This window comes from Cellulomonas oligotrophica (assembly GCF_013409875.1).
GTDB lineage: Bacteria > Actinomycetota > Actinomycetes > Actinomycetales > Cellulomonadaceae > Cellulomonas > Cellulomonas oligotrophica.
Window position 1 is genome coordinate 1,495,318 of record NZ_JACCBK010000001.1, and the last position, 12,011, is coordinate 1,507,328.

Genomic DNA, 12,011 nt, shown 5'->3' on the forward strand with positions numbered 1-12,011 from the left:
GTACGTCGCGCGCGGCGTACAAAAGGCACCTGGGGGTGCCTCACCGGGGCAGGGCCGCAGCCCCACGCGCGGGCGCCGATGCCCGCCTCGTCCGTGTGGGCTCGCGCGGGGCTGCCGCGCCACGGCTGGCGGAGAACGTTCTCCCAAATCGTTTCAGCGGTCTTCACCCCGACTCTGCGGCCTGGCAGTGTGAAGGTTCACAACCGCAGCACGCTGCGGGGCGGGTGGTTCCGCAACGGTGCCGATCACCCGCGCCCGGGCAGCGCCGCCTGCGTCCGCTCTGATGACTCGAAGGAGAGCACCATGAGACCAGCACGTGCCCCCGGGGGCTCCGCCCGGGTGGGGGGCCGGCGGAGACTGACCGCGGCCCTCGTCGCCACGGCAACCGCCCTGTCGGCCGGAGCGCTGGCGGTCGTCGCCGCACCGGCGGCGTCGGCGGCGACGGTCGACACCAACGCGTCGTACGTGCTGGTCAACCGCGGCAGCGGCAAGGCCCTCGACGTGTACAACCTCTCGACCGCCGACGGCGGGCGCATCACGCAGTGGACGCGCAACGACCAGGCCCAGCAGCAGTGGCAGTTCGTGGACTCCGGCGACGGGTACTACCGGATCAAGTCCCGGCACTCGGGCAAGGTGCTCGACGTCTACAACTGGTCGACCGCGGACGGCGCGTCGATCCTGCAGTACACGGACCGCAACCAGGCCAACCAGCAGTTCCGGCTGCAGGACTCGGCCAACGGCACGGTCACGCTGATCAACCGGCAGTCGAACAAGGCCGTCGAGGTGCAGGGCGCGTCCACCGCGGACGGCGCGAACATCGTGCAGTACACCAGCTGGGGCGGCGCCAACCAGCAGTGGCAGCTCGTGCGGGTCGGCGGCGGCGGCACCACGCCGACGCCGTCGCCGACGACCACGACCCCGCCGCCGGGCGGCACCTGCACGCTGCCGTCGTCGTACCGGTGGACCTCGTCGGGCCCGCTCGCGCAGCCGCGGTCCGGCTGGGCGTCCCTCAAGGACTTCACGGTCGCGCCGTACAACGGGCAGCAGCTCGTGTACGCCACGACGCACGACAACGGGTCCTCGTGGGGCTCGATGAAGTTCGGGCTGTTCTCGAACTACTCGCAGATGGGCTCGGCGAGCCAGAACTCGATGCCGTTCACCGCGGTCGCGCCGTCGCTGTTCTACTTCGCCCCGAAGAACATCTGGGTGATGGCGTACCAGTGGGGCGGCCCGTCGTTCTCGTACCGGACGTCGACGAACCCCGACAACGTGAACGGCTGGTCGGCGCACCAGACCCTGTTCACCGGCACGATCACCAACTCGGGCACCGGGCCGATCGACCAGGCGCTCATCGGTGACGACCAGAACATGTACCTGTTCTTCGCCGGCGACAACGGCCGCATCTACCGGGCCAGCATGCCGATCGGGAACTTCCCGGGCAGCTTCGGGTCGGCGTACCAGACGATCATGACCGACACCACGAACAACCTGTTCGAGGCCGTGCAGGTCTACAAGATCCAGGGCCAGCAGCGGTACCTGATGATCGTCGAGGCGATCGGCTCGCAGGGTCGGTACTTCCGGTCCTTCACCGCCACGAGCCTGGGCGGCACGTGGACCCCGCAGGCGGCGACGGAGAGCAACCCGTTCGCCGGCAAGGCCAACAGCGGCGCCACGTGGACCAACGACATCAGCCACGGCGAGCTGCTGCGGGTGAGCGCGGACCAGACCATGACGGTCGACCCCTGCAACCTGCAGCTGCTCTACCAGGGCCGTGACCCGAGCTCGGGCGGCGACTACGGCCGCCTGCCGTACCGGCCGGGCCTGCTGACGCTGCAGCGCTAGCCGCACCGCACGCCCCTCACGCACCGTCCCGTCCGGCGGCGCGTGGGGGGCGTCGTGCTGCGCGGGGAGCCGGTTCCGGGCGATCGGTTCAGCAGTGGGCGAACAGATGCTCGGAATGTGCCGGCGGTGGCCGATGGTTCAGATGGCAGAACGCGCGGTGCCGTCATCCGGACGAGCGTCGCTCGCCGAGCAGCGAGACGAGGAGTCCGCCCATGAGCACCACGACCGCCGACGCCCCCACCGCCCCCGCCGTCCTCACCCGCGAGGACCGCTGCGACCGCTGCGGCGCCCAGGCCTTCGTCCGCGCCACGCTCGGCGGCAGCGACGGGACGGCGCTGCACTTCTGCGGGCACCACTTCCGCGCCCACGAGCTCAAGCTGGTGGCCGCGGGCGCGACGATCCTCGACGAGCGGCACCGCATCGACGAGCGCGCCTGACGCACCGGCGACCGGCTGGGGCCCCTGCGCAGGGGCCTCAGCCGGTCGCTCGCAGCGCCACGGAGAGGCGGGCGAGCCCGTACTCGAAGGCCTCGTCCAGGTCACCCCCGAGCCGGAACGCGCCGGAGAGCTCCATGGTGAGGAACCCGGTCGCCCACGCCGTGACGAGGCGGGCCGCCTCGAGGGCGTCGGCCTCCCCCACGAGGTCGGCCGCGATGCGCAGCACCGGCGCACTGACGCGGGCGAGGTGCTCGGGGTCGGGACCTCCGGACAGGAGCAGCCGGAACCCCTGCGGCCGCTCGTGCGCGAACGCGCGGTAGGCGCGCGCGACCCCGGCCACGGTGCCGTCCGAGGCCGTGAGCCGGTCGGCGAGGTCGTCGACCGTCGCTCCCGCCACGAGGGCCAGCAGGGCGTCACGGTCGCGCACCCGCTTGTACAGCGACGGCGCCCGGACCCCCACCGCCTCGGCGACCGCCTGCATGGTGAGGCGCGCCTCCCCCTGGGCTTCAAGCACGTCGCGGCCGGCGGCCACGATCTGGGCGAGGGACGTGCGCTCCGGCGTGGGCATCGACGCTCCTGAAGGCTATTGACGTTAGCCATGATGGCTACGTACCGTAGCCATTACTACCACGCGTCCGTCCGGAGAGGCACGCCCATGAAGATCGGCCCGCACCTGCACCGCATCGGCAACGACGTCGTCGCCGCCTACCTGGTCGACACCCCCGACGGTGTCACGGTCGTCGACGCCGGCCTGGCGGGCCACTGGACCGACCTGCTCCGCGAGCTCGCCGCCATGGGCCGCACCCTCGCCGACGTGCGCGGCGTGGTCCTGACCCACGGGGACACCGACCACCTCGGCTTCGCCGAGCGCCTGCGCCGCGAGCAGGGCGTGCCCGTCTACGTGCACGCCGCCGACGCCGACCGCGCACGGGGCGGCGACAAGCCGCGACCCACCGTCGGGCGGTGGCGGCCCGCCGCGGTCCTCGGCTTCCTCGCCCACGCCCTGCGCAAGGGCGGCCTGCGCACCACGTACCTCACCGAGGTCGTCGAGGTGGGCGACGGTGACGTCCTGCCGCTGCCCGGGGCCCCGCGCGTCGTCGGGATGCCGGGGCACTCCCCCGGGAGCATCGCCGTGCACGTGCCCGTCGCGGACGCCGTGATGGTCGGCGACGCGCTCACCACGCGCGACGTGCTGACCGGACGCACCGGGCTCCGGCCGGCCCCGTTCACCGACGACCCGGCGCAGGCGCTCGACTCGCTCGCACGGCTCGCCGGGCTCGGGGCGACGTGGGTCCTGCCCGGGCACGGCGCACCGTGGCGCGGGGACCTGGCCGCCGTGCAGGAGGAGGTGCGCCGCGCCGCCGCCGGTCACGGGGGCTGACGCCACGAGGCACCATGTGTCCTCGACGGACGACCGGGCGGAGGGGACGTGGTGCACGACGGGGCGGCGGAGCGCGTGCTCCCGGGGCTGGACGAGCACCAGACCGCTGCCGTCCTCGCGCCCCCGGGGCCCGTGCGGATCATGGCCGGCGCCGGGACCGGCAAGACCCGCACCCTCACGCACCGCATCGCGTACCAGCACCTGACCGGGGCGGTGCCGGCCGACGCGGTGCTCGCGCTGACGCACTCGACGAAGGCCGCGGGCGAGCTGCGGGACCGGCTGGGCAGGTTGGGGGTCGGCGCCGTCCAGGCCCGCACGTTCCACGCGGCCGCGCTGCGGCAGCTGCGCTACTTCTGGCGCGCGACGGGCCTGCCCGGGGACGGTCCGGTGCTGCTGGACGCCGACGGAGGAGCGACGTTCTACCGCTACCTGCGCGCCGCCCTGGGTGCGGTGCTGCGGACCCCGGGCCGTGACGTCGACGCCGCCCTGGTCACCGACCTGGCGACCGAGCTGGCGTGGGCCGCCGCGCGCGACCTGACGCCCGAGGAGTACGAGGCGCAGGCGGCCGGCGCCGGGCGGCGGCCCGGCATGGCGGTCCCGACCGTCGCCGGGGCGATGCGCCGGTACGCGGCGGCGAAGCGCGACGCCGGCGTGCTCGACTTCGCGGACCTCCTCGCGTTCTGCGCGCGGCTGCTCGAGCAGGACGCCGACGTGGCGGCCGCCGTGCGCCGGCAGTACACCGCGTTCGCCGTCGACGAGTACCAGGACACCGACCCGGCGCAGCAGCGGCTGCTCGACGCGTGGCTCGGCGGGCGGGACGAGCTGGTCGTGGTCGGCGACGCCCGGCAGGCCGTCTACGCGTTCAAGGGCGCGGACACCGCGCTGCTGCGGGACTTCACGGTGCGGTTCCCGCACGCCGTGACCGTCGACCTGGTGCAGGACCACCGCTCGACCACGCAGGTCGTCGACGCCGCGAACCGGTTGATGGCCGGCCGCCCCGAGGCCGCCGGGCCACCGCTGGTCGGCATGCGCGGCGACGGGCCCGCCCCCGTGGTCCTGCGGTGCGACGACGAGGACGCGCAGATCGTCGCGACCGTGCAGCGCTGGCTGCGCGCCGGGGTGCCCGCGCACGAGATCGCGGTCCTGCACCGCTTCAACGCCCAGGCCGTCCCGATCACCGCGGCGCTGCGCGACGCCGGCGTCCCCGTGACCGCCGGCGACGGCACGCGGTACTTCGAGCGGCGCGAGATCGCGCAGGTGCTGACCGCGCTGCGCCGGCGGGCGTCGGAGGCGCCCGACGACGATCCGGCCCCGGCCCTGCACGCCGCGCTGGCCCGGGCCGGCTACGACCCGGACGACCCGCCGGACGGCACCGGCGCCGCCCGCGAGCGCTGGGACGCCCTGCACGCCCTGGGCGCGCTGGTGGCGGGGCTGCCGGAGCACCTGACCCGGACGCTGCGCGCCCTGTCGGCCGACCTGGACCGCCGCGCCGCCGAGGACCACGCACCGCCGGGACGCGGGGCCGTCACGGTCACGACCATCCACCGCGCCAAGGGCCTGGAGTGGGAGGCGTGCGTCGTCGCCCGCGCGACCGACGGCTCCCTGCCGTCGGTGTACGCGACGACGCCCGCCGAGCTCGCCGAGGAGCGTCGCCTGGCATACGTCGCGACGACGCGGGCGCGGCGGCACCTCGTCGCGACCTGGGCCGCGGGCCGGCGCGGCGGCCGGCCCGCCCGGCGGTCGCCGTTCCTCGACGCGCTCGCGCCGGCACCGACCCGCCCGGTCGGTGCGTCGGCGTCCGCGCGGCCCGTCGCCCCGGACCGCGTGGCGAGGGGCCCGGCCGCGGCGGCAGGTGCGCCGTTCACCGCCGGGCAGCGGGTCACGCACGACCGTCACGGGCTGGGCCGCGTCGTCGACGTCCGCGGGGCGCGGGTGACGGTGGACTTCGGGGCGGACGGTCGGCGGACGCTCACGCCGGACGGCCGGCTCGTCGCCCTCTGAGGGCGTCGCCCCGGGCCGTCCCGGGGCCGACCACCGGCGGGTGATGACGTCGCGTGCGACAATGGTCAGGATCCCGACGCACCCGCGAGCACCGCGCCCGCCCGTGCACGCCCGCAGCACTCCTCCCCCGGCCGCCGCGCCGACGTCCCCGCCTGCTGCGGTGCCACGCCCCTGGGGGCACCCGCCCGGCCCGCGCACCGGGCCCCGGTCGCCCTTCTCGGGCACCGTCTCGCGCCCTGCCCGCCGCACCGAACGGAGAGCCCGTGCCCGCCACTCTCGCCGCACCCGTCGAACCCCTCGAGCTGGACGCCCCCGACGCGTCGTTCGTCCTGGCCCCGGACGAGGACGACGCGCCCGCCGCGATCGTCGTCAACGCCGGCGCCACCGCAGACCCCGTCAAGGACTACCTGCGGATCATCGGCCGGGTCGCCCTGCTCAACGCCGAGCAGGAGGTCGACATCGCCCGGCGCATCGAGGCCGGTGAGTTCGCCGCGTACCTCATCGCGCACGACGAGGAGCACCCGGGCACGACGCGCCGCGAGCTGGACCTCATCGCCGCCGACGGGCGCCGCGCGAAGGCGCACCTCATCGAGGCGAACCTGCGCCTGGTGGTGTCGATCGCCAAGAAGTACACGGGCCGCGGCATGCTCTTCATGGACCTCATCCAGGAGGGCAACGCGGGCCTGATCCGCGCGGTCGAGAAGTTCGACTACACCAAGGGCTTCAAGTTCTCGACGTACGCGACGTGGTGGATCCGCCAGGCCGTGACCCGCGGCATGGCCGACCAGGCGCGCACGATCCGCATCCCGGTGCACATGGTCGAGGTGATCAACAAGGTCGCGCGCCTGCAGCGGCAGATCTTCCAGGAGTCGGGCCGCGAGGCCACCCCGGAGGAGCTGGCCAAGGAGCTCGACCTGACGCCCGAGCGCGTCGTGGAGGTGCAGCGGTACGGGCGCGACCCGATCTCCCTGCACACCCCCCTCGGCGACGACGGCAGCAGCGAGTTCGGCGACCTGCTCGAGGACTCCGAGGCCGTGGCCCCCAGCGAGGCCGCGAGCTTCACGCTCCTGCAGGAGCAGCTGCACCAGGTGCTGGGCTCGCTCTCCGAGCGGGAGGCCGGTGTGGTGTCCATGCGGTTCGGCCTCGACGACGGCCAGCCGCGCACCCTCGACGAGATCGGCAAGGTCTACGGCGTCACGCGCGAGCGCATCCGCCAGATCGAGGCCAAGACGATGTCGAAGCTGCGGCACCCGTCCCGCTCCCAGGTCCTGCGCGACTACCTCGACTGACAGGCCCTGCCCGCTGAGCCGGAGGTCCTTGTTCTCGCTTGTCGCGACGAGCGAGAACAAGGGACGCGTTGTTCTCGCTTGTGCGCGCCGATCAGCGGCGGACCTGTCCGACCGCTCCGCCGCCCCTCAGGCGTCCTCGACGGAGAACGACGCGGCGCGGGCACCTGCCGGCGAGTCCTCCGGGACGGCGGTGCAGGTCAGGAGCCGGGCGCCGGTGGCGAGCTCGACCGTGGCCCGTACCGCCCACCAGCCCTGGTCGTCGCGCTCGACGCCGATGTCGACGGCGTCGGACTCGTCCAGCGGGAGGTCGAGGTGCACGGCGGCGGCCGTGAGGCACGCCTCGACGGCAGCTGCCGTGGGCGGGACCGCCTCGACGTCGGCGTCCGGGGTGGCGCATGCTGACAGCGTCATGCCCGCGAGCCCGAGGGCGACGATCCTGCGGGCGAGGGGGACGGGACGGACGCTGCGCGGCACGGCCTGACCGTAGCGGGCCGCGGGATGCGCTTTCACCCGTTCGCCCGTGCCCCGGCTCCGTCACCCGGCCGATCGGACGGACGACGCGATCCCTGCGACGAGGACCTGACGATGCCACGCCACGCCCCGCTCCCCCGTGCCGCCCGGACGCTGACGTCCTTCATCGCGCTCGCGACCGCCGCGCTGCTCGTGCTCGTGGCGCTCGCGCCCGCACCCGCCTTCGCGGGGACGCCGACGGACCGGCTGGCCGCCGGCACGACGCTGGCCGCGGGCCGGACGCTGACGTCGACGTCGGGCACGTACCGGCTGACGGTCGGGGCGGACGGCGACGTGACCGTGCGGCGCGGCAGCGGGCCGGTGCTGTGGCACACGGGCACGACCGGCAGCCCGGGCGCGCGGCTGGTGCAGCAGGCGTCCGGGGCGCTGGAGGTGCGGTCGAAGGCGGGTGCGCTGCTGTGGAGCACCGGGGTGCGCTCCGCGGGCGCGCGGTCGATCATCAAGCCGGACGGGCGCGTGTACACGATCAGCAAGGCGGGGGCGACGGTGTGGAAGAGCACCACCGACGGACCGGCGCTGCGCCGGGGCGCGGCCGCCGACCGCATGCCGTCGGGCGGCCTGCTGCTCGCCGGCGAGCACGTGGCGCAGGGCGACGTGCGGCTGACGATGCGCGCCGACGGGGACCTGGTGCTCACGCGGGACGCCACCGTGCTGTGGCGGACCGGCACCTCGCGGGCGGGCGCGTACGCCCGGGTGACCGCCGGGGGCGCCCTGGAGGTCGTCACGGGCACCACGGTGCTGTGGTCGTCGGGCACGCGCTCGGCCGGCGCGCGGCTCGTCGTGAAGGACCACGGACGCGTCTACGTGATCTCGACGGCCGGCGCGAGCGTCTGGTCGTCGCCGGCGGCGCCCACCGTCCGGGTGCCGGCCGTGGTGACGATGCCGCTGCCCGAGCCGCTGCCCGTGGTGGGCGGCCCGGGCGCCGGGGCGACGCTCGACGGCTCGACCGGCACCGAGCGGGTCTACCGCACGGTCCTGCAGGACGCGCCGCAGTACGCCGACCCGTCGTCGGACGCCGCCCGGGCCGCGCGCGCTGCGCGGTCGCAGGGCCGCACCGCCGACGCGGCGCTGCTGGAGAAGGCCGCGTCGGGCGGTGCCGCCCGCTGGCTCGGGACCGCCGACGGCACGACGAGCGTGCGCGCGTACACCGCCGCCGCGACGGCCGCGGGACGCACGCCCGTCCTCGTGCCCTACGCGATCCCCTACCGCGACTGCGGCAGCTACTCCGCGGGCGGGTTCGCGACGGCCGCGGAGTACCGGGCGTGGGTCGACGAGGTCGCGGCCGGCCTGCGCGGCTCCGCGGCGGTGGTCGTCGTCGAGCCGGACGCGCTGCTGCAGCTGGAGCGGTGCGGCGACCGCGCCGAGCGTCTCGCCCTGCTGCGGTACTCGGTCGACGCGTACGCGGCGGCGGGCGCCGAGGTGTACCTCGACGCCGCGACCAGCAACAGCTTCGGCTGGAGCGCGGACCAGCTGGAGGACATGGCGCTGCGCCTGCGGGCCGCGGGCGTCGACCGGGCGGCGGGCTTCGCGCTGAACACGTCGAACTTCCAGCCGACCGCGCACGAGGTCGCGTACGGCACGTACCTGTCGGCGCTGCTGGGCGGCCCGGCCTTCGTGGTGGACACCTCGCGCAACGGTCTCGGGCCGCAGGTCGGGCCCGACGGCACGGTCTGGTGCAACCCCGAGGGGCGGGCGCTGGGTGCGCGGCCCTCGGCGACGGGCACGGGTCCGCACGTCGCCGACCTGTGGGTCAAGACACCGGGACGGTCCGACGGCACGTGCGGCGGCGGCCCCGCGGCCGGGACGTTCTGGGAGCCGTACCTCCTCGGCCTGGCGGCCCGCGCGGCCTGGTGACCGCAGCCAGCTGCGCACCGGTTGCCGAATGTCTCTATTCTTGTGACACATGGTGGGCAGCCGCCCGCTTGTCAGGATGATCGAGACATCGAGCGACGGACATGATCTACGCCTACCCCGATCTCTCGCTGGAGGACCTCCGCGTCCTCGACGAGCTCGCCGACATGCGCGCCGAGCTGGCGGTCCACCTGCGTGTCCCCCGCCGATGGACCGGTCGGTTGCGCCGCACCGCCCTGGCGCGCGCCATCCAGGGGTCGAACAGCATCGAGGGCTACCACGTCGAGCTCGACGACGCGGACGCCTCGCTCGACGACGAAGAGCCGCTGAGCGCCGACCAGCGGACCTACGCCGAGATCCGCGGATACCGCCAGGCACTGGGGTACGTGCTGGCGATGGCTGACGACGACCACTTCGCGCTCGACGTCTCCGCCTTGCGGTCGATGCACTACATGATGCTCGCCCACGACCTCGCCAAGAGCCCCGGGCAGTACCGGCAGGGCGAGATCTTCGTGCAGGACGAGCGCACCGACCGCGTCGTCTACACCGGTCCGGATGCCGAGGTCGTCCCCGCGCTCATGGCCGAGCTCGTCGACGACATGAACCGGCCCGACGACGCCGACCCCCTGGTCCACGCGGCGATGGCGCACCTGAACCTCGTCATGATCCACCCCTTCCGGGACGGCAACGGCAGGATGGCGCGCGCCCTGCAGACGCTCGTCCTCGCCCGCCGCGGGGTCGCCGAGCCCGAGCTCGCCAGCATCGAGGAGTGGCTGGGCGCCCACACGGACGACTACTACGCGGTGCTGGCGGCGACGGGGCACGGCCGGTGGGACCCCACCGGCGACGCCTCGCTGTGGGTGAGCTTCAACCTGCGCGCGCACCACCTGCAGGCGCAGGCGGTGCGCGACCGGCTGCGCCGCGCGCAGCGCAGCTACGAGATCCTCGACGACGTCGTCTCGAGCCTCGGGCTGCCCGACCGCACCATCGACGCGCTCTACACGGCCCTCATCGGCTTCCGGCTGCGCCGCCCGACCTACGTGGACCAGGTGGCCGTGGACGAGAGGACCGCCAGCCGGGACTTCAAGGCACTCGTGGAGGGCGGGCTGCTCCGGCCGGTCGGCGCGACCCGGGGACGGCACTACGTCGCGGGGCCACGGCTCGACGACGTACGGGGACGTGTCGGCCCGGGCACCGCGCCACGGGACCCGTACCCCGAGCTGCGAGCAGAGCTGGCGCGCCGTGCGGCGCGGTCGCACGGCTGAGCACGAGAACTTCACCCGTCCGGCACACGGACGCGGAAACGCGCGACGGGTGCCGAGCGTTGACCATGCCACGCGGGGCCGCGGGGACGGCGCCGCGACGAGCGACGGACGGGAGCCGGTGTGAGCAGGTGGGCTCGGGTGCGGGCGCAGGTGGCGATGCTGCCGCGACCGGTACGGGTGGTCGCGGTCGCGACGATCGGCGGGACCGTGGTGCTGGCTGGTGTGGCGATGCTGGTGCTGCCCGGACCGGGGGTGCTGGTGATCTTCGCGGGGCTGGCGCTGCTGGCCACGGAGTTCGTGTGGGCCAAGCGCTGGCTCGACCGGGCGAAGAGCACCGCGCAGGCCGGGGTCGACAAGGGCAAGGAGGCCCTGCGCCGCAAGCGGGAGGCGCCCGCGGACGTCGTCGTGGTCGACGCGACGGCCGTCAGGCGGGAGGCGCCGCCGGCAGCGTGAGCCGGTAGAAGGCGCTCAACGGGTCGGGCCCGTACCCGGCGAACGGGCCGCAGGTCGTGAACCCGGCTCGCTCGTACAGGCGGCGGGCGGCGGCGAAGTACGGCTCCGACCCCGTCTCCAGGTGCAGGGTCCGGTAGCCGCGGGCCGTGGCCTCGGCGACGACGTGCGCGAGCATCGTCGCGCCGACGCCGCGGCCGCGGGACGCGGCGGCGGTCCGCATGGACTTCAGCTCCCCGGCGTCGGGAGCGAGCTGGTGGAGCGCGACGCAGCCGAGCAGCGCCCCGTCCGACGAGCGCGCCGTCCAGAACGTCATCGTCGGGCCCGTCAGCGCGGCGGGGTCGAGCGCGTGGACGGACTCCGCGGGCGAGGTGGCGTACATGTCGGCCAGGTGCTCGTGCAGCAGGGCGAGCACGTCGGGGCGGTGCGGGTCGTCGGTCGCGACGGCGACGGTCATGCGGGGCCTCCTCGCAGGTGGGGGCCCATCATCGCCCGGGCAGGCCGCTCGCGGGGGCGCCGTCCGGGGCTCGCGGTGCGTCGCTACGGGACGAGGGCGTGTGCGCCGCGCTGCGTGGGGAGCGTCGTCAGGGACGCGGCCGCACGGGGGCGGGGGACGTCGGCGGCGGGGGTCCGTCCGTCGAGGTCGTGCTCGCGCAGCACGCGGTCGTCGGCGTCGACCTCGAGGACGTGGACGGCACCGACACGCACGGCGCCGCAGGTGCCGAACCGCTGCGCGAGCTCGCCCAGCGCCTGCCGCACCGCGGTCAGCGACTCGCGGCGCAGGCGCAGCGGTGGGCCGTCCGGGGCCCCGGCACGGGTCAGGTCGACGACGGCGACGTACGGCACGGGGCACCTCCTGGGCCGGCGGGCGGCGGACGGGCGGCGGAGCCGCGCGACCGTTCTCGGGTCCCTCGCATCGGCAGCGACGGCCCGGACGTGAGGCGCGTCACGGGCACGGCGCGGG

11 protein-coding genes and 1 pseudogene are annotated in these 12,011 nt (G+C 75.0%); 8 read left to right on the forward strand and 4 right to left on the reverse strand.

Going from position 1 to position 12,011, the window contains the following annotated elements; genetic code table 11:
• The first annotated feature begins 303 nt into the window (after nt 1-303).
• Complete coding sequence (locus tag BKA21_RS06600) at nt 304-1,842, forward strand: non-reducing end alpha-L-arabinofuranosidase family hydrolase (RefSeq protein ID WP_140457515.1); 1,539 nt, start codon at nt 304-306, stop codon at nt 1,840-1,842.
• 212 nt (nt 1,843-2,054) lie between these two features.
• Nucleotides 2,055-2,279: a DUF7455 domain-containing protein gene (locus tag BKA21_RS06605; protein WP_140457516.1), complete on the forward strand. Its 225-nt coding sequence runs from the start codon at nt 2,055-2,057 to the stop codon at nt 2,277-2,279.
• A gap of 37 nt (nt 2,280-2,316) precedes the next feature.
• On the opposite strand, the gene BKA21_RS06610 is transcribed toward BKA21_RS06605, so the two are convergent.
• A complete protein-coding gene (locus BKA21_RS06610; RefSeq protein ID WP_140457517.1) occupies nt 2,317-2,847 on the reverse strand; it encodes a TetR/AcrR family transcriptional regulator in 531 nt (176 codons plus the stop codon).
• A 33-nt stretch (nt 2,848-2,880) separates the two neighbouring features.
• On the opposite strand from BKA21_RS06610, the gene BKA21_RS06615 reads away from it, so the two are divergent.
• The 3 genes and pseudogenes from BKA21_RS06615 to BKA21_RS06625 all read left to right on the forward strand — a co-directional run.
• The gene (locus BKA21_RS06615) at nt 2,881-3,660 is read left to right on the forward strand and encodes an MBL fold metallo-hydrolase (protein ID WP_239072720.1); all 780 of its coding nucleotides are present in this window, start codon (nt 2,881-2,883) and stop codon (nt 3,658-3,660) included.
• 48 nt (nt 3,661-3,708) lie between these two features.
• The gene (locus BKA21_RS06620) at nt 3,709-5,661 is read left to right on the forward strand and encodes an ATP-dependent helicase (RefSeq protein WP_140457519.1); all 1,953 of its coding nucleotides are present in this window, start codon (nt 3,709-3,711) and stop codon (nt 5,659-5,661) included.
• A 338-nt stretch (nt 5,662-5,999) separates the two neighbouring features.
• A pseudogene (locus BKA21_RS06625) lies at nt 6,000-6,950 on the forward strand (RNA polymerase sigma factor); the annotation flags it as partial.
• A gap of 126 nt (nt 6,951-7,076) precedes the next feature.
• On the opposite strand, the gene BKA21_RS06630 reads toward BKA21_RS06625, so the two are convergent.
• On the reverse strand, nt 7,077-7,424 hold the full coding sequence (locus BKA21_RS06630; protein ID WP_140457520.1) for a hypothetical protein: 348 nt from the start codon (nt 7,422-7,424) through the stop codon (nt 7,077-7,079).
• Between the two features lie 111 nt (nt 7,425-7,535).
• Here BKA21_RS06630 and BKA21_RS06635 point away from each other — a divergent pair, with 111 nt between their 5' ends.
• The 3 genes from BKA21_RS06635 to BKA21_RS06645 all read left to right on the forward strand — a co-directional run bounded on the left by BKA21_RS06635 (nt 7,536) and on the right by BKA21_RS06645 (nt 11,050).
• The gene (locus BKA21_RS06635) at nt 7,536-9,335 is read left to right on the forward strand and encodes a glycoside hydrolase family 6 protein (protein ID WP_140457521.1); all 1,800 of its coding nucleotides are present in this window, start codon (nt 7,536-7,538) and stop codon (nt 9,333-9,335) included.
• A gap of 101 nt (nt 9,336-9,436) precedes the next feature.
• On the forward strand, nt 9,437-10,597 hold the full coding sequence (locus BKA21_RS06640; RefSeq protein ID WP_140457522.1) for a Fic family protein: 1,161 nt from the start codon (nt 9,437-9,439) through the stop codon (nt 10,595-10,597).
• 120 nt (nt 10,598-10,717) lie between these two features.
• Nucleotides 10,718-11,050 (forward strand): PGPGW domain-containing protein, encoded by a 333-nt coding sequence (locus BKA21_RS06645; RefSeq protein WP_239072719.1) that lies wholly within the window; start codon nt 10,718-10,720, stop codon nt 11,048-11,050.
• Here the strand turns inward: BKA21_RS06645 and BKA21_RS06650 are convergent.
• Nucleotides 11,022-11,504, reverse strand: coding sequence for a GNAT family N-acetyltransferase (locus BKA21_RS06650; protein ID WP_140457523.1), 483 nt, complete (start codon nt 11,502-11,504; stop codon nt 11,022-11,024). The two genes, BKA21_RS06645 and BKA21_RS06650, sit on opposite strands and share 29 nt — an antisense overlap.
• A gap of 83 nt (nt 11,505-11,587) precedes the next feature.
• Nucleotides 11,588-11,893, reverse strand: a complete 306-nt coding sequence (locus BKA21_RS06655) for a hypothetical protein (protein ID WP_140457524.1) — start codon at nt 11,891-11,893, stop codon at nt 11,588-11,590.
• Between the last annotated feature and the right edge of the window lie 118 nt (nt 11,894-12,011).

Coding starts and splice junctions, on each gene's coding strand:
- BKA21_RS06600 (WP_140457515.1), top strand. CDS start 304: ATGAGACCAGCACGTGCCCCCGGGGGCTCCGCCCGGGTGGGGGGCCGG.
- BKA21_RS06605 (WP_140457516.1), top strand. CDS start 2,055: ATGAGCACCACGACCGCCGACGCCCCCACCGCCCCCGCCGTCCTCACC.
- BKA21_RS06610 (WP_140457517.1), bottom strand. CDS start 2,847: ATGCCCACGCCGGAGCGCACGTCCCTCGCCCAGATCGTGGCCGCCGGC.
- BKA21_RS06615 (WP_239072720.1), top strand. CDS start 2,881: ATGGCTACGTACCGTAGCCATTACTACCACGCGTCCGTCCGGAGAGGC.
- BKA21_RS06635 (WP_140457521.1), top strand. CDS start 7,536: ATGCCACGCCACGCCCCGCTCCCCCGTGCCGCCCGGACGCTGACGTCC.
- BKA21_RS06640 (WP_140457522.1), top strand. CDS start 9,437: ATGATCTACGCCTACCCCGATCTCTCGCTGGAGGACCTCCGCGTCCTC.
- BKA21_RS06650 (WP_140457523.1), bottom strand. CDS start 11,504: ATGACCGTCGCCGTCGCGACCGACGACCCGCACCGCCCCGACGTGCTC.